Here is a 17,338-nt window from a genome sequence, read left to right as displayed (position 1 = left end):
CAAGCGGGCAGCACCGGCCGCACACGCCGGCGTGCACATGGCACCTGCTCGAAGCCCGTCGCGCGCGCAGCCGGCGGCACGGGAGGGACGCGAAAAGCGCAGTGCCCGTGCCGGCACCTGCGCATTTCGAGCGCCGCATGCGCGCCGGAAGGCGCGCGCAGCACGACGTTGAACGGGGTTTCAGTCCCTGCGGCGGTTCAGCCAGAACGCAAACACGCCCGCCGTGAGGAACATCATCAGGCTGTACAGCGCAGCCGGGATCGACATCGTGGCATTGCCCAGCACATTGAGCGCGATGTAGATCGCCAGCGTGCCGTTGTGGATGCCGATCTCCATCGCGATCGCCGTGGCCTGCCGGCGCGGCAGCTTCAGGGCCAGCGGCGCCAGGTAGCCACTGCCCATGCTGACCAGGTTGAACAGCAGGCAGGCCACACCGACCGCCGCGAAGAACGACAGCAGCGTCTGCCACTCGCCGGCCACCGCGGCCACGATCAGCAGCGCCAGCACCAGCACCGACAGCAGCCGGATGGGTTTCTCCATGCGCTCGGCAAAGGCCGGTGCACGCGAGCGGACCAGCATGCCGATCGCGACCGGCAACAGGATGATGACCGCGACCTCGACGATCTTCTGCACTGGCGGCGGCACGTACTGGCCGGCGCCGAGGAAGTACTCCAGGGCGAGGTTGAGGATGATCGGCAGCGTCAGCAGGCACAGCACGCTGTTGACCGCCGTCAGCGTGATGTTCAGCGCCACGTCGCCGCGCGCCAGGTGGCTGTAGATGTTCGCCGTGGCGCCGCCCGGCGACGCCGCCAGCAGCATCAGCCCCACCGCCAGTTCCGGTGGCAGCTTGAACAGCAGCGCCAGCGCGAAGGCCGCCCACGGCAGCACGCCAATCTGCAGGACCAGGCCGATCAGCACCGCCCGCGGATAACGCGCGACGCGCTTGAAATCGTCGATCGTCAGGCCCAGCCCCAACCCCAGCATGATCACGCCCAGGGCCAGCGGCAGCAGCAGGTTCGTCAACAGCGAAGCATTCATCCAGCCCCTCCCCCACGGATGTGATGCGCGAGCGTACCAGTTCCGCCGGCGCAGACGCCGACCCGGCCTGCATCGCCCCTCCAGAGGCGACGCATCGATGCCCGCCCCTTCGCGGCACGCCCCTGCCCCAGGCCTGCCGCAAGCGCAGCCCGATGGCGCGCGCGGGAGCGAGAAATGCCCCGTGTACGCGCGGGGATGCGTGCATTACGAACACCGCATCCGCGTCGGATGGCGCGTGCATCGTGGCGGTACACCGGCGCCTACACATGCCTGCGCCCCTTGGCCCGGCGCGGACGCCCCTCCACCGCGCGGAACACCGTCAGCAGCCGCTGGTAGGCGCAATCCGCATAGCCCGCCTCCGACCATACCTCGTTGCGATACGCCAGCACCGCGTCCAGCCATTCGCCGAGTTCACCCACCAGCGCACGCCGGTCGAAGCGCCCCAGCAGCTCCGTGCGCGATTCCAGGAACGTTTGCATCATTCGCCGCCGCAGCACCGCAATGTCGCCCTCGCCCACGTGGTGCGCCTCGTGCTCCTCCAGCAGCGCCGGTGTCATGGTGGCGATGAAATCGTCCAGCGACAGCGGCACCAGCCGCACCACCATGTCCTCGCTCATCGCCCACCGCCCGGCCGGCGCAGCACGGCGAAACCATCGATCCCCTGCATGCACTCCCGTACGGCAGCCCGCCGCCCATCGGGCGCATTCGTGGCCCCCCTGTGCCGCCGGCAGCGAATGACCACCAGCCACGTGCCGATTGCGCACGGCGCCTTGCGCAGCGGCAACGCCGGCCACGGTGCCGGCGCCGCCGGCGGAGGAGGACTCAAACGAACGTTGTCTTTCATGGCGATCACCTCTCCTTGGATGCCTGAAGGAATCCACCGGAATCGCGTGCATCCGCAATCCGGCGGAACGCACGGCCCACCGGCGCGTAGAGGCGCCGGGGATGCCGGGAGGCTAGAACCGCACAGAGACGGCGGGCGTATTTCCCCTTGCGGGGTGTTGTATTAGCCGCCCTCCCGGCGCACGAACGCCGAGAGTGACCGCGCGAGGCGCGGGCACAAAAAACCCACCGGACTTTCGGAGGTGGGTACCGCTCTGTGAAGGAGGTTCTAGGCTCCGTGGTCGAGTCTGCGCGGGGGGGAGAGAGGTGTCAAGGTGAGAGCGGCTTGGAGGGGTGATTTCTTACAAGTGCACATCCTGAATTCGGACGGCAGGCTGCTTGTGCAACAGTGAGCTATCGCAAAGATGCCTCCGCTGCTGTTTCCACTCGTCTGAACTGCCTGTGCGGCAGCGAGCGCCCTGCCGATGGTGCTGGTGATGCTCAAAATTTTCTGAGCTGCCTGTGCGGCAGTGAGCAAGGCCAGCGAGGCCGGGCGCGACTACCTGTCTTTCTGAGCTGCCTGCGCGGCAGTGAGCGCATCGTCTCGTAGAGCTGCGTCGATTCCATCTTTCTGAGCTGCCTGCGCGGCAGTGAGCGTAGAGGTTGTCGGCGTTGAGGACCGAGGTCGTTTTCTGAGCTGCCTGCGCGGCAGTGAGCGGCGATCGCCGTGCCGGCGGTGACGTTGAACATTTCTGAGCTGCCTGCGCGGCAGTGAGCAGTCCCATCCGTGGGACGACGACCGCATTCGTTTTCTGAGCTGCCTGCGCGGCAGTGAGCGGCGATGGCTGTCAAGTGCACGTCGGCTTGAGTTTCTGAGCTGCCTGCGCGGCAGTGAGCATGGGGTGGGAGGTTCGCCAGCCGTCCGGGAATTTCTGAGCTGCCTGCGCGGCAGTGAGCCCGGTCTACTTGTCGGTTAAGCGACCTCTTGATTTCTGAGCTGCCTGCGCGGCAGTGAGCCGCACGGTCAGCGGTCGAACACATCCTGGATCTTTCTGAGCTGCCTGCGCGGCAGTGAGCGGCGCGCCCGTCAGGTCAGCGTAGGCCCCTGATTTCTGAGCTGCCTGCGCGGCAGTGAGCGAGCCGAAGAAGTACGGCGACAAGGTGCAGCATTTCTGAGCTGCCTGCGCGGCAGTGAGCGCGAAGACGTCAGGGTTCGTGATATCGCGTGTTTTCTGAGCTGCCTGCGCGGCAGTGAGCCAGCGTGGTTAACCTGAACCAGCGCACGGAGATTTCTGAGCTGCCTGCGCGGCAGTGAGCGCCAAGCTGACGCTCGGCGAGGGCTGACCCCATTTTCTGAGCTGCCTGCGCGGCAGTGAGCATGGCTACAGCCCTCCTCATCACCGGATTCCTTTTCTGAGCTGCCTGCGCGGCAGTGAGCTCCCCAGCGAGACCCGCGGGTCGAGCTGATCGTTTCTGAGCTGCCTGCGCGGCAGTGAGCCAGAAGAAGCCGGTGGATGTCGAGGCGCTTCTTTTCTGAGCTGCCTGCGCGGCAGTGAGCTCCAGCGCCGGCATCGAGAAGCTGCTTCGGCATTTCTGAGCTGCCTGCGCGGCAGTGAGCGAGGACGTCACCGACCCGGAGCGGTTCATCCATTTCTGAGCTGCCTGCGCGGCAGTGAGCGGCACTGCCTCTCGAAGACCTCTATCGCGCCTTTTCTGAGCTGCCTGCGCGGCAGTGAGCTGCTCGGCCGGGTCTCAAGTGCCCGGGGGTGCTTTCTGAGCTGCCTGCGCGGCAGTGAGCGTCGAGCCGTGGCTTCAGCAAGTCCTCCCACATTTCTGAGCTGCCTGCGCGGCAGTGAGCGGCATCCTGGTGCATCCCGTCTCGCTCGGTGTATTTCTGAGCTGCCTGCGCGGCAGTGAGCCACCGCACTACGGGGAGGTGGATCCGCCGGAATTTCTGAGCTGCCTGCGCGGCAGTGAGCCAGGGGTTAGCGACCTGATCGATGCCACCGACTTTCTGAGCTGCCTGCGCGGCAGTGAGCCGTACTTCACGCCCATGCTTAGGCCACCTTCTTTTCTGAGCTGCCTGCGCGGCAGTGAGCTAGAGCGATCGACGCGGAAGTCTATGATTTCAAAAAGCAGAAAACCACTTGCGAGCGTTCTCCTCAAATTTCTCGAGGGCTCGCAAGTGGTTGATCGGAAAAGCAAGCGTGACTGCGGTCCGAAAAAGGGTCAGAACCAGGGAATCGTCGCCTCGCGGCTGAGGCCATAGCTGTTGAAACGGCCAGAAACGGGTTGCTGCTCGATCGGACCGTGCTCGATGAACAGCGGGAAGGACAGCTGTCCGGTACTGCGGCTGCTCAACTGGACAAACGGGAGCTTCAGCGTCCTTCCGGCGGCTTCCGGAATCCGCGCTCGCGCATCGTCCTCGCTGAGCCCGTGGCGTCGCATCGCGCGCCGCCGTAGGCGTTCAGGACTGCTCTGAGCCTGGACCCGAAACACGCGGCGATGCCCTGCTCCGCCGGGAATCGCCTGGATGTCGGTCACGGAGGCGTGATCACGCATGCCGAGCAGCCAGTTGGTCTCCATCAGCGTCCGCAAAGAAGACAACGATCCGTGCAGGCGAAGGTGCATCCCGATACTGACCGGCGTGGTGTTGAATCCGGGAAAACTAACACCGATGCAGTCCGTGTAGAGATTCACCAATGCGCGATGCAGCTTGGCGTACAGCGCGCTCATCAACTGGTGAGCAGGAAACTCCGGATCGGGCCTGATCGTAAGGTCGATGTAGTGGTCCATGACGTCAACCTGCCTCTCCGAACACGCCGCCTCGGATCAGCGTGGCTACGACGAAATGCTGCTGCTCCACCCCTGGCACCTTGTCCTTGAGGACCCATCCGTCGAGCAGGTTGTAGAAGTCCTGCTTTTCCTTCGGCTGCCGATAGGCCTTGCCCTGCGTGGTGACTGAGCCATAAGGCTCCACGGCGATAGGACCGTTCTCCTCGGCGCCGGGATACCAGGTATCGATGGTGCGCAGGGCGTTGCCGATTTTCTGCGAATGGATGGCCGCGATCGCCTTGTCGCCTTCGCCTACGGCGTAGAGCGTCTTGCTCTTGTCGCTGCGTCCACGATCGAGGATCAGCTCCTGCGAGGGGAAAACCTCCTGCCCTGCTCCCATGCGTACGAAGGCCGTGATCTGCAACAGGACATGCGAGGCGCTCGACAAGCCGGATTCGATCAGCGATGCAAGCGCTTCCAGATCAGCCGATTCAGCAACAGGTGGCGACGGATCGCGCAGGGAATAGGTGTGCGCCTGAAACGTCCACTGCATGGCAGGCTTGCCGCCTTGAAGATGCGCCACGTGCACTTCCACCTGCTCGGCTCCGATGCGGTTGCGCCACAGAAAGCGCCCGTTGGCCAGATTGGCTGCGTACCGTCGCGCCAGCTCGCTGAAGCCATGCTGCTGAACATAGCTGCTGACCGTGGCCAGCAACTTCTTGCGATAGTCTGCGTCGTTGCAGGCGGAAGGCTCGCCGGCACCACCCAGCACGCGCAGCGTGAACTGCACCTTCAACGTGTCCTCATCCAGCGGAAGCGCCGCCACGTCCACGGTTTGCAGATTGGGGTTCTCGATGGCCGCGTCGAGCTTGGCCGGGTCTTGATCCTTGGTCTTGAGCCGGTTGGAAATGGTGCCGCGCACGGATTTCGCGCGATTTTTCACCGGCTGCCAGCGCAACGATTCACCGCGCGACGCCCAATCACCAGAAAAGAACAGCGCGTCGGACGGGTCGAGCTTGCGTTCGAAAGCGAGGACGGAAGCAGTCTTGAGTTCTTTGGACATGATGGAATTCCTTATCGTAGGGTCTGTCAGTCGAAGTCGTAGAGCTGCTCGTCGGCAGCGGCGCGATAGTCGTTGCGGCAGCGGTAGAGTCCGTCGTCGGGCTGACTGTCGGAATACCAAAGCAACTGTTGGGGCGATTGCAGCCGGTGCGGGCTGATCCACTCACCGATTGAGTAGAGGCTCTCGACGAAGCGGAACGGCGTGCTCGCATCGCGTGCATTGGCAACGCTGCCCGGCTCATGCACGTCGCCAAGTGCGCCATAGCCGACCGGGATCGGCACGATCCAGCCCTGGCCCTTACGGTCGTTGAGCCATTCCCCCTTGCCGTCATTTCCGGCCGGCTGATAACGCCAGTTGATACGGAACAGCGATAGCCAGGCATCGAGCCGGGTAGCGGAAGCATGCTCGGCCTGCAGCTCGGCCAAGCGCGCTTCCAGACGATCTTCGCGCGATACCAGCGCGAAGCCCGGCAGCAAGCGCATGCGCGCTTTGCGGAATTCGGCCTGCTGATCGTCTTCGTTGCCGGTCAGGTCGATGACCCAGGGACGGTAGCGAAGCCGACCTGGTTGCGCCGGTGGCAGCAGGGTGCCACCGGCGATCCGCATGCCGGCAAGCAGCCCGGCCACAGCTACGATATCGGCGTCCCGGGTTTGCGGCTCCCACTTCCAGCGTTTGCTGCGGATTGCGAACATCAGGCTCAAATCCAGATGGATGCGGCCTTCCTCGACGATGGCGGCGGCGCTGCCATCCTTGCCGGACGGATTCCGAGTCAGGCAGAACACTTTCTCGAAACCGTTCTTGACGGCCTGTTCCTGGTGATCGTGGCACACTGTGCCTACCGCCTCGAATGCGAGGTCGAGACCGTTGGTGCGTGCCTTGCGTTGCAGTGCCCACATCAAGCCCTGGAAAGCCGTCACCGACGGGAAGCCGTGGGTCAGGGGGCTGGAAACGGCATTGGCGTTCTGAACCCGCAGACGCGGCAGAACCAGCAAATGGTCGAATTGAGGACAGGCGCTCATGTCTGGCCTCCTGGTGGCGCGCGCCGTTGCAGCGACACCGGCCAGGCTGCGTCGACGATGGCCTGCTTGGCCCAGTGCTTGTACTCCGCATCGCCAACCGCGGTCAGCCCAGCTTCGCGCAGCTGCGCGTTGACCCAGTTGGCAAAGCGGCCGGCGACCTGATCCGGCCAGTCCCCAAACTCGTAAGCAGCATTGAATTCAAGATCCTGCTGCGTCCACTCGGGGCTTTCCGGGTGCTCGCGTATCGGCAGCCCGGCGCGTTCGGGGTCAAGCCAGAGCTGCTCGCAGAGGGGAAGCCGGCACTCGGGATCACGCGTCCAGCCGGGCTCAAGACTGGCCTGGATACTGGCGGCAAACACCGGCAGTTGGAAACCTAGCGCCTGTTCGATGTCTTCGCGCCTGTCATTGATCTTCCTATTGCGTTGCCGGCTTGCTACTGACTGCAAAAAGCCAGCAAGCGACTGGACCAAGGACTGTACGCCTTCGAAGTAGGTGAACCTCTCCAGAACCGATTCCAGGTGGAGCAGGTTGCGCGGCAACTCGCGGGCCCACGTCGGCGGCAACGAGGCTAACAGGTAATTCATGCCACCACGCACCTTATTCTGCGGACTTATATTTTGTGCGTTGGAGCCCCCTAAGGCCCGACCCAGTAGCCCAGAGTAGGTTGAGTGATCGGCGAATGTTGGCTTTTGCTTCTTCGTGCCACGCGCCGCAAAAGCAAACTCTCGCACAGCCCGTATGTCCGCATTAACAACATGCTCCAAGCTACTAGAAAACATAGGCTGGAGAAGATGATAGTGAGCGTTATCAGCCGGGCTCGCATCTTTTAGCCAATAGATCTGCTTAGCCAGCGGGTGAGATACTACCTCATAATCTTGCCGTAGAACTTTATTTAATGAATCAGCCAACGCAGCGGCCTTCACAGGATCACTGCTCAAGACACTGATGAAATCGGCATCGTCTTCACGCAACCAGTCCAATAGCGACCTCCCATCCACAACCTCTTTGAGCAGGGAGTACACATCAAGGTGCTTGGAATCACTTATGGCAAAGTCTTCCTTTAACTCATCAATGCTATGCGTTCCTATTTCGCGATGCACGAATATTCTTTTTGTTCTGGCATGAATACTACTTGCTCCCTTTATGGAGCCATGAGTGAATTTTATCGGATGGGTAACCACCTGCAAGTTGTGCGCTCGCGAAGCCGCATCGGCCAACCAAGTATCGTAATCGTATTTCGAAGCAGCCTTGGCTTTGTCGTGCTTAGCTTTTTTCCTGTCGACCTCGCGCCGCGCCTCGATGAAGGTGGTGACGGCCGAGCGGAACGCTTTTCCCCTGTCAGTCAGTTCTGTCATTTGCCTTCCCCATGGTCATGCACGTGAGAACTAATTGATTTCATACTGACTCTTTGTCGCATCCGTTGAGACGCTTCCTATACACGTCAACGCTCTTTTGCGAAACCCAGCCACGGGTGGTATCGCCAACCTTGCTTGTTCTCCCGCACTTCCACCGTCGCCAGCTTCTCGGCGCAAGCGCGCAGCGACAGGCCAAGTACGTCAGCCTGCTCGGCGAGCAGAGCCATCAGGTCGAATCCGCCCCATGCGCCGATGCGTTCACCAAATTCCAGCTTCACGTCGTGGCGCTGGCTGCGGTCGATGGGGACGTAGAGGTTCTTTCCTCGCCGGGCGGTGTCGTCCTCGACGCGATGCAGGACGAGGCTGTCCTCGTCATCGTCAGGCAGGAACACCAGCGTTACGGTCGGCATGGTGTCATCGCGGAAGGGCTGCTGTTGCGGCAACACACCCGTCAAGGCCGCCTGCGAATGCTGCCAGCCACTGGCCGCGTTCAGCCCTGCTCGCACGTCTTCGGCGTCGCCCGCGGGCGGCAGCATGCAATCGGCCATGCGCGCCTGCTCCAGGTCGACGATGCGTTGCTTGGATCGCCACTCGCCCATCGCCCGTGGACGGATGCGCGGCAGCGCGGTGAGCACTTGGTATTCCTCCGGCGTCATCAACTTGTCCAGCCGGTGCGCGACTAGCCGGAATGGATGATCGGCTGCCACATGTTCCTTCTCGAAGCCGGGCCGCAAGAAGATGGCGGGTGCCCGCCCGTCTGTCCCGGTGCCGGGCAGGAAATGGCGAAGGTTGGTGTCGAACACCAGTACATTCGGCGCATCCGGATGCACGCCGCGATGACGTTGCACGCGGCCGGCGAGCTGGATCAGCGAACGCATCGATGACGGCTCGGCCACGGCCCAATCGGCGTCCCAATCGCGACCCACCTCGCAGACGGGCGACGCGAGAACGACGAACAGGTGGTTGCGCTCTGGGTGGCTGTCCAGTATCCCGCAGATGGCAGGTAGACAGTACACACCCTGTCCATCACCGCGCCGGTTGAATGCAGTATCGAGTTGATGCTCGATCGCCGAGCGCAGCGCCAATGGGAAACGGGCGTGATAAACGCACAGGTGGATACGCGTGTCCTCGGGTGCGCCGAGCTCGAACAGCGCCTGCGCCACATCAAACAGCGGGTCGATGTTGGCCATGCGAACCAGCCCGAAGCTGACCCGCTTGCCGCTGACGGGATCGGTTTCGGCATGCCAGTTGTGCAGTCGCGTGCACGCTTCGAGTACGTGCCGGGCGAACTCGGCGCGGACCTTCGTTTCCGGCAGGTTTTTGGCGATATCCAGCCGAACCAGCGCAGCCCGGCGCAGGGGCTCCGCCTTCCCCAGCTTTGCCGCGCGCTTGCCGACGAACTGCCCGTGCTGGCTCGAAAAGGCTGGCGCATCGGCGCAGGTCGCCGTCTGCGCTCCGAACTCGTCGGCCCACAAGCAGGGCACGTCGACCTGCCCGACGTGCCGATCTGCGCCGCTGCCATGGTTGCGGTCATACTGGATGCGTCCGGCGCGGTAGGCCATGAACATGCCTTCGAGCAGCGCCGGGGGTAGCGTCGCCGAGGACAGCACCACGCGCGTACCGAGCATGCCTGCCCAGTGCACCAGCCGGGTCAGCGCGGGCAGATCGTCGAGGTCGTAGTCGTCCAGCTCGTCCAGCACCAGATCAGCGCTCATCAGTCGCAGCATCGGTGCGATCTGGCGCCCAGCGCGCACCGATTCGGTGGCGGGAACGAGATGGTCCACGGTGCAGACCAGCATCGGCGCGGACAGCAGGTTGCGGATATCCGTATCGTGCAGGGCGCGAGACAGCAGCGGATGATCGGCGACGACGCCTTCGTAGAGGATGTGGCTGTCTTCCTCGATCAGGTCCTGTACCGAAGCGGAGCCATGCGCCTCCGCCTTGCGCTCGTAGTACTCGAACAGGGCGCGGCTCGCCGAGCCGCCGACACGGATCGCCAGTTCGTCCTCACCCAGGTGCAAGTCGGTGCGGTAGCTGCGCCCGGTCTGCAACGTCAGCGTGCGCAGGCCCAGGGCATAGGTCGCCCGCAGGCCCTGCTGGGGATCGGCCAGCGCATAAAGGATGCGGGCATTGGCGAGGGTCTTTCCGCAGCCCGTGGAAGCCATGTTGACGATGAAAGCCCCCTGTATGCGCGCCGCCTCACGCAGCGAGAGGGCCGCGTCGGCCGCCTTGTCCTGCCACGAGAATCTCGGGTCGGCGCTGCGCTTGCGTAGGCCACGGTGATTGGCCAGCCGTGGCAGGTGGCGCTCGAAGCCCGGCAACGCATGCGCGACCATTCCGGCTCCCCGGGCCACCCCCAGCAAATGCTCGTCCAGCGGCTGCTTTAAACTGCCGTCGCGGTCGGTATTGGCGTACAGATGGGTCTTGCCATCGCCGCTCACGCGTTGCGACGAATCCTTCGGCAGGCTGGAATAGTGGTGATCGGCCAGCATCAGGCTGAGCCGGGCCAGATGCATGACGTAAGCGTTGTCCAGCCAGTTTCCGCTACGTCGTGATCGCAGTGCCAGGAGGCGCGTCGCCAAGCGTGCGGCCTGCGCCCGCCATCTCGGCTCGATCACGGGCAGCGGCCCGGCAAGCGCCCAGTAGGGCTCGGCCTGCACGCGCTCAGCCGGCCGGCTTGCTTCGTTCCAGTCGTGCGCGACGTTCTCCAACGGCTGCTCCAACCAGGCTGGATTGAAACTGCGCGAGCGTTTGCCGAGCCATTGCTGCGCGCCGTCCTCGTTCTTGACCGGCACCAATGGGAGGCGGTGATGGGTCACGATCAACCAGGCTACGGCAGCAGCCAGCGGCGGGAGGCCACGGAACGGATACCTGTCAGTGGCGTCCAGCCCATCACGCTGGTAGCGCCCAGGGGCGGTCCAGAGCTGTTCGTCGAAGGCGTCCGGATCGGCCAGCCGTCCCAGCCAGCCTTCGTCATCGTCACCATGGACGAACGCCAGAAACAGACGCAGCGAAACCCATTCGTGCCGGTACAGATTCCTTTCCTGCCACCGTCCTCGCAGGCGCTCCTGAAAGGCGATGATGGCCTTGCCGAGATCGTGCAACAGCGCGGCCAACTGCGCGAGTAGACGAATGTCCTCCAGCGTGTGCCAATCGTTCTCATCAGCGCGCCTGAGCACGTTACGTACGGTGGTATCGGTCGGCACAGCCCCTTCCGCGTTGAAGCGGCCGGCATCGCCGACGATCCACATCAGTTCGCTGTGGTCGATCCCGCGAATCCAATGACAGGCAACCGCGGTATTCTTGCGTGCCGTTTTGCGCAGCAACTTGCGCAAGGTATCCAGTCCGGCCTGCGTGATCGGTGTCTGCCACGTGCGATCGCCGCGACGCTCGGCGAACTGGTCGAGAATGCGCCGCGTCTCGGTCAGGGCGCGCTTTTCGCACTGGGAGATCAGCAGGACGTTCATTCCACCCGGCTCGCCGTCTCCAAGGCTATCGCCTTGACGGTATCGATCATGAAATCCAGTGATTCACCACGCGTCAGCGCTTCGATACAGCCACGCCGGAACGCCTGCTCGTCATCGCCACCCATCGCCGAAAGAAAAGCGCGTGGAAGGATGGAGGCATCCTTGACGAGATCGGCGATGTCGAATACCAAGCCGCCACGGCGGGTCTTGCCGTGCAGCACTGCCAAACCATGCGGCAGACCCAGCACCCAGGCGGCCGTGGCGCCCAGGCCATAGGCCAGGTAGTTGCCATGGTCGAGAAAGCGGTTGGCCGGATCGGTGCCGCTGCCCCGCTTGGCACGCGTGAAATCGCCATAGCCCACCGCGTCGACGGCGAGTTTGAACAGTGCCTTGGTTAGGCGCGCCTCTTCCGTCAGCAACGCAACCGTGTCCTGAGCCAGATCGATCTGCCGCCGGGTGCGATCGAGCATTTCGAGCAAGCGCTCCACATCCGGTGCGAAACCCGCATCCCTCAAAGCGCGGCGCTGCCATTCGCTCGCGATGTGCTGTGTGCGTGCTTGCTGGAACGCTTTGGCTGCGGCCAGGCGCAGATCATCGTCGAACCAGAAACGGACCCATGCCTGGAGATACTCCGTTGGACGGTACTCGCTCTGCGGCGAAAACCAGGCGACATCAACGTCCATCTCGTTGGCTGAAAACAGCGGTGCGCCGCCACCACCGCAGAAGCCGACCATTACGCCGGCCTTGGCAAGCTCGCGTATCGCCGCCTGCGTGATCGACGTGCCGGTGCCAAGCAGCAGCGTGGTGGTGTTGGCGATCGGGATATTCCAGTACAGCGAGCGCTTGCCGGCGTCAGTGACATACTCGACGCGGCCGCCGTTGACCAGTACACGGCAATGCTGCAGGTAGTAGATATTGGCCCGCTTGGAATGCAGGATGGTCTTGAGATCGCTGGGGGAGAGATCATCCATGAAGGCCACCCGCTCTTCGTGCGCAAGGAACGAATCCGCGCGTCTTGGACCTTCTTGCGGTAACGACAATGCCTGTCACGAAAGTGACAATCACAGGTCGATCGGGACAGACATGTGCACAGCAGCCCCGCTCATATCCGGGCCGCGAAATGCGTTCACCCTGCCCACTGCTGTCGTCCATTGACCTCCCCCTGCGTAAGACCGGTATACAAAACACCCTGCCCGTCTCAAATCATGAGACCGGTTTTGGTCCAAGCAATATCGGAGCCAGCGGATAGTCTGTTACGGCGAGCTGCATCAGCCGCAAAGCTCAGCATGTGATGCGGATGCAGCAGAAAGCGCCGGGAAGTGCAGCGTCCTGCACTATGCCAGAGGACAGAACCCATCAGCGGCCCGACCAATACCCTGCTAGATTTCAGGAAATCCTTGTCCCGCTGCGAAGACCCTAATCAGGGGTTGGTCTATCGCTGTAATCGGACCCGCCTATGGGCTCTTCGAGCGCAATGGCACCCAGTAGCCGATGCTCCTGGTTATAGACGTGCACTTCACGACCATCCGCCCCAACCGACCGCGCATAGACAAACATCAGTTCGCCGGCCTTGGTACTACCGCCCGGCAGCAGCAGCGACGGCGTGAAGCCGAGCAGCACCGAATCATTGTCGGTCGCCTCGGATGGGAAGCCAGCGGCGACGAAGAAGCGGTCGATGTCGGCGGCGGCACCGAACAGGCCCTTGGGCAGCACCAGCGGCTGGTCGCGGTAGTGCACCTCGTAGTAGGCGAACCGCCCGCGTGCGAAATCGCGGTCCTGCACGTAGTAGATCTTCCACGGATGGACGCGGCTCTCGAACAGCAGTTGCTTCTTGCCGGGCAAGGGGGTTGCGCCGGGAAGCGCGACCGCCAGCAGCCATGCGACCGCCACCAGCGGAAGTAGCCATCGGGACAGGACGCTGGCGTAGACGGGCATGGCGGCAGGAAATCGGCTCAGGGCGAGACATTCTAGTCCGCGGCCACAGCCTGCGATTGGCAGGGCGCCGGTCCGTGTACGGCTTACAAGCTGCCGTCGCCTGTTCGACCACGGATGCAACGCCCTGCCCCGGTCTACCGCGGCGCTGACGCTTCGTATCAGGGTCGCTGCACACCCTCGTTGCGGCCGTGCGCGGTCTGCACGTCGAAATCGCGCTGCCGTGCCTTGTAGTCCTCCATCAGCGCCTCGGCACGCGCGTTGACGCGCGCTTCCAGCGTCGCGCAATCCGGCGTGCGATCGATCGCGCTCACCTCGCGCTCGATCGTCTCGGCGGCCTCGACGGCGATCGCTTCGTGTTGTTGCTCGTGGCGGTCGAGCGCATCGACGTAGGCGTTCCAGCGGGCCTCGAGGTCCGCGGCGGCTCCGGGCGGCGCCTGCCAGCGCGGCAGGTGGATCGTGGTGCGCAGCGTGACCTTGAACGAGGCCAGCCGGCAGGCGTCACGCGTCTCCCGGTACATGTAGCGCCACTCCAGCCGCCAGCGTGTGTAGGCGTCGTAGCGGCCGCCGTCGTCGCCGCGCGGCCGCAGTTGTTCGATCTGGTCGCGCAGCGCGCGGGCGGTGGTGCCGGTGACGTCGTAGTAGGTGGTCTGGCGCGTGTGCCGGACCTCGGCCAGGGACGGGGTGCTGGCCACGCCGATCGACACGGCCAGCATGCACTGGCATGCCCTGCGGACAGCACGCACGACTGCGGGTCTCCCGCGCTGGCCGCTGCGGACGTTCACGAGGCGCGCCGGAACGCATCGGCCATGCGCTTCTGCTCGCGGGCGGGAATCGCGAGCGAATCGGCGATCACGCGCCATTGCGCCACCACCTGGCGCTGACGCGCGATGATCGCCTCGGCGTCGACGGCAGCCACGCGGAAATACGGCGCCACCGACCGCGCAATGTCCAGGTCCAGCGCATTGTCGGCTTCGCTGATGTTGAGCGTGAGGCCGTGCGCATCGGGGAGCGGGTTCATGTCGAACGCGGGCGCCAGCGTCCAGCCGCGACCGGGTTCCAGCAGAAAGCCGTGGTTGCGCAGGTGGTCGTCGGCATTGGACACCAGTACGTTGAACACGATGCGGGACCACAGCTCGCGCAGGTCTGCATCCGGGTGGGCGCCGTCGGTCATCAGCACCTGCGCGATCTCCAGGTAGCTGGCGCCGGTGCTGGCGTCGTCGCCGTCCTGATGGCCGGTGAGGTTCATCGCGGAAGCGAAATGCAGGCGCCGGCCGGCCGGCGTGCGGTCGAAGCGGCGAACCAGGAAGGTGTGGTGCGCACTGCCGAAGCGCCGCGCCAGCGCGTCGGGCACGCGTAGCCCGCAGGCGCGGGCCAGCGTCTGCACGACGATTTCCCAGGCGCCGACGTCGTGCGCGTCGCGGATGCTCGGAAACTTGGCGATCCACGGGCGGCCCTCGGGATCGGCCACGCTGGCCTTGGGGCGCGCACCGCCGAGCGAGCCGCCCGGGGCGATCAGCAGGCGCAGCCAGTCGTCGGCCTGGGCGGCGGTGTTGTCCTCGTCGCGCTCCAGCGCCAGGCTGGCCGCCTCCAGCGCGCGCAACTGCACGAACGGCGGCGCGGCGGCATCGTGCCGGTCGTCGAGGAAGGCGCCCTGGTCGTCGCGGCGCAGGCGCAGCGCGCCGACGCGATAGGCGTCGTGCACGCCCAGCAGGTAGTCGGACTCGAACAGGCGCGCTTTCGGGTCGGCGCGGCCGGCGCGCTGGTCGCGCTCCAGGCGGCGGCGCATCAGCAGCCGGCCCCAGCGATCGGGGCTGGCGTCGGCGAACACGCCGAAGGTTTCCTGCCCCTGCGGCGGGTACTGGCGGCCCGGATAGGCACCCAGGCGCGGGTCGAGCTTCACGCCGGCCAGGTCCGACCGCGCCAGCGCGGCGGGGTCGAACGCGAACTCGAACAGCTCGCGGGCGGCGCTGCGCCGGGCCTCCAGCCGCCCCAGCCGCAGCGGCGCAGCCAGGCCGTCCCAATCGGCGTAGACGGCGATGAAGGGCTCGCTCATGCGCGCGGCGTGCGCTTAGGTCGCGGCGGGGCGATCAGGGCCGCCAGCGCGTCGGCGCTGGCGAAATCGCCGTCGGCGATCCAGTCCGGCTCGGCCACATGGGATGTCGCCGCTGGTGGTACCGGTGCGCCCGCAGGCCGCCGGCGCGGCCGCGCACCGGCCTCGCGGGCGGCGGACCGTGCGGGTGGCAGGCGGGCGTCCTGCAACTGGCGCCCCTGCGTATCGGCCGCGGCCAGCAGCGCGAGATCGGCTTCGATGCCGAGCACCTGCATGACGGCCAGGTAGGCGCCGATCGTCACGCCGGCATTGCCGCGCTCGAGGTTGCGCAGCGTGGCTGGGGTCATCCCGGCGCGCTCGGCCACCTGCCGGGCGGTCAGCCGGCGCCGCAGGCGCGCCAGGCGCAACCGTTCCGCGAACGCCTGCAGCCGGCGTTCGGTAGCGGGCAGCAATGGGGCAGTCTTCTTGGCCATAGTGTCGTTATTCTATCTCTATCTTCAATAAAAGGAAATAATAACGACACTATCGAGTATCGCCTGGACGGCCGCCGAACCCTGCCGCAGCGCACCGAGGCTGGATCGCCCGCCCTGCCGGCCTGGGAACGCGCCCCACCACCCGCTCCGTTGACCTGCATCAAGGCACCGCCAGCGCCGTAGCGCGAGGCTGGCCGCACGGGCCGCCGCTCCGCGCACGCACCGCGCCGTGCGGAGCGGCGAGCCGACGCCTCCCCCTACGCCCAGGAGCTACCCATGCCCAAGATGATGAAAGCCGCCGTCGTGCGCGCGTTCGGCCAGCCGCTGTCGATCGAGGACGTGCCGGTCCCGACACCGGGTGCCGGCGAGATCCTCGTGAAGATCGCCGCCTGCGGCGTCTGCCATACCGACCTGCACGCGGCCGAGGGCGACTGGCCGGTGAAGCCGGCACCGCCGTTCATCCCGGGCCACGAGGGCGTGGGCCATGTCGTGGCGGTGGGCGCCGGTGTCCGCCACGTGCGCGAGGGCGATCGCGTCGGCATCCCGTGGCTGTACTCGGCCTGCGGCACCTGCCCGCACTGCCTCGGCGGCTGGGAGACGCTGTGCGAGAGCCAGCGCAACACCGGCTATTCGGTCAACGGCGGCTTCGCCGAATACGCGCTGGCGGATGCGGCCTACGTCGGCCACCTGCCGGATGGGCTGGACTTCGTCGCGGCGGCACCGGTGCTGTGCGCGGGGGTCACGGTCTACAAGGGCCTCAAGGTCACCGACACGAAGCCCGGCCAGTGGGTGGTGGTCTCCGGCGTCGGCGGCCTGGGCCACATGGCGGTGCAGTACGCACGCGCGATGGGCCTGCAGGTGGCGGCGGTGGACGTGGACGATGCCAAGCTGGCGCTGGCGCGCACGCTGGGCGCGACGGTGACGGTCAACGCGCGGACGACCGATCCGGCGGCGTACCTGAAGCAGACGATCGGCGGCGCGCACGGCGCGCTGGTGACGGCGGTGTCGCCCAAGGCCTTCGAGCAGGCGCTGGGCATGGTCCGCCGCGGCGGCACGGTGTCGCTCAACGGCCTGCCGCCGGGCGACTTCCCGCTGTCGATCTTCGACATGGTGCTCAACGGCATCACCGTGCGCGGCTCGATCGTCGGCACGCGGCTGGACCTGGAGGAATCGCTCGCGTTCGCGGCGCGCGGCGCGGTCAAGGCCACGGTGACGACCGACCGGCTCGATAACATCAACGAGGTGTTCGACCGGATGCGCCAGGGGCGCATCGAAGGCCGCGTGGTGCTGGACCTGGCGGCCTGACGCCGATGGCCGATCGCGCCCCGGAAGGCGCGATCG

13 protein-coding genes and 1 CRISPR repeat array are annotated in these 17,338 nt (G+C 65.2%); of the genes, 1 reads left to right on the top strand and 12 read right to left on the bottom strand.

Features of this window, described 5'->3' with window-relative positions:
• Positions 1 to 180: 180 nt before the first annotated feature.
• From I596_RS08175 to I596_RS08120, 12 genes are all read right to left on the bottom strand, one after another.
• A complete protein-coding gene (locus I596_RS08175) occupies positions 181 to 1,038 on the bottom strand; it encodes a bile acid:sodium symporter family protein (RefSeq protein WP_067646250.1) in 858 nt (285 codons plus the stop codon).
• Positions 1,039 to 1,298: 260 nt separating this feature from the next.
• Entirely contained in the window at positions 1,299 to 1,655 is a 357-nt protein-coding gene (locus I596_RS08170) for a hypothetical protein (protein WP_067646248.1), read from the bottom strand.
• 653 nt (positions 1,656 to 2,308) lie between these two features.
• A CRISPR array of direct repeats spans positions 2,309 to 3,959; the repeat unit is 28 nt; unit sequence TTTCTGAGCTGCCTGCGCGGCAGTGAGC.
• A 130-nt stretch (positions 3,960 to 4,089) separates the two neighbouring features.
• On the bottom strand, positions 4,090 to 4,656 hold the full coding sequence (gene cas6f / locus I596_RS08165) for a type I-F CRISPR-associated endoribonuclease Cas6/Csy4 (protein ID WP_067646245.1): 567 nt from the start codon (positions 4,654 to 4,656) through the stop codon (positions 4,090 to 4,092).
• 4 nt (positions 4,657 to 4,660) lie between these two features.
• Positions 4,661 to 5,698: a type I-F CRISPR-associated protein Csy3 gene (csy3, locus tag I596_RS08160; RefSeq protein WP_067646242.1), complete on the bottom strand. Its 1,038-nt coding sequence runs from the start codon at positions 5,696 to 5,698 to the stop codon at positions 4,661 to 4,663.
• A gap of 26 nt (positions 5,699 to 5,724) precedes the next feature.
• The gene (csy2, locus tag I596_RS08155) at positions 5,725 to 6,717 is read right to left on the bottom strand and encodes a type I-F CRISPR-associated protein Csy2 (RefSeq protein WP_067646239.1); all 993 of its coding nucleotides are present in this window, start codon (positions 6,715 to 6,717) and stop codon (positions 5,725 to 5,727) included.
• Positions 6,714 to 8,072 (bottom strand): type I-F CRISPR-associated protein Csy1, encoded by a 1,359-nt coding sequence (gene csy1, locus I596_RS08150; protein ID WP_067646235.1) that lies wholly within the window; start codon positions 8,070 to 8,072, stop codon positions 6,714 to 6,716. Before csy1 ends, csy2 begins: the two co-directional genes overlap by 4 nt.
• Positions 8,073 to 8,158: 86 nt before the next feature.
• The gene (gene cas3f, locus I596_RS08145) at positions 8,159 to 11,539 is read right to left on the bottom strand and encodes a type I-F CRISPR-associated helicase Cas3f (RefSeq protein WP_067646232.1); all 3,381 of its coding nucleotides are present in this window, start codon (positions 11,537 to 11,539) and stop codon (positions 8,159 to 8,161) included.
• The gene (cas1f, locus tag I596_RS08140; protein WP_067651629.1) at positions 11,536 to 12,510 is read right to left on the bottom strand and encodes a type I-F CRISPR-associated endonuclease Cas1f; all 975 of its coding nucleotides are present in this window, start codon (positions 12,508 to 12,510) and stop codon (positions 11,536 to 11,538) included. Before cas1f ends, cas3f begins: the two co-directional genes overlap by 4 nt.
• A 445-nt stretch (positions 12,511 to 12,955) precedes the next feature.
• Positions 12,956 to 13,474 carry a hypothetical protein gene (locus I596_RS08135; protein WP_067646229.1) on the bottom strand — a complete coding sequence of 173 codons (519 nt, stop codon included), beginning with the start codon at positions 13,472 to 13,474 and terminating at the stop codon, positions 12,956 to 12,958.
• 158 nt (positions 13,475 to 13,632) lie between these two features.
• Positions 13,633 to 14,187 (bottom strand): DUF922 domain-containing Zn-dependent protease, encoded by a 555-nt coding sequence (locus tag I596_RS08130; protein WP_067646226.1) that lies wholly within the window; start codon positions 14,185 to 14,187, stop codon positions 13,633 to 13,635.
• A gap of 65 nt (positions 14,188 to 14,252) precedes the next feature.
• Entirely contained in the window at positions 14,253 to 15,527 is a 1,275-nt protein-coding gene (locus tag I596_RS08125) for a type II toxin-antitoxin system HipA family toxin (RefSeq protein WP_067646223.1), read from the bottom strand.
• A complete protein-coding gene (locus tag I596_RS08120; RefSeq protein ID WP_067646220.1) occupies positions 15,524 to 15,997 on the bottom strand; it encodes a helix-turn-helix domain-containing protein in 474 nt (157 codons plus the stop codon). Before I596_RS08120 ends, I596_RS08125 begins: the two co-directional genes overlap by 4 nt.
• Before the next feature lie 276 nt (positions 15,998 to 16,273).
• Here I596_RS08120 and adhP point away from each other — a divergent pair, with 276 nt between their 5' ends.
• The gene (gene adhP, locus I596_RS08115) at positions 16,274 to 17,302 is read left to right on the top strand and encodes an alcohol dehydrogenase AdhP (protein ID WP_067646218.1); all 1,029 of its coding nucleotides are present in this window, start codon (positions 16,274 to 16,276) and stop codon (positions 17,300 to 17,302) included.
• Positions 17,303 to 17,338: the final 36 nt, after the last annotated feature.

This window comes from Dokdonella koreensis DS-123, assembly GCF_001632775.1.
Taxonomy (GTDB): domain Bacteria; phylum Pseudomonadota; class Gammaproteobacteria; order Xanthomonadales; family Rhodanobacteraceae; genus Dokdonella; species Dokdonella koreensis.
Note: the sequence above shows the minus strand (reverse complement) of the source record. Positions and strands in the feature narration are given on the sequence as shown.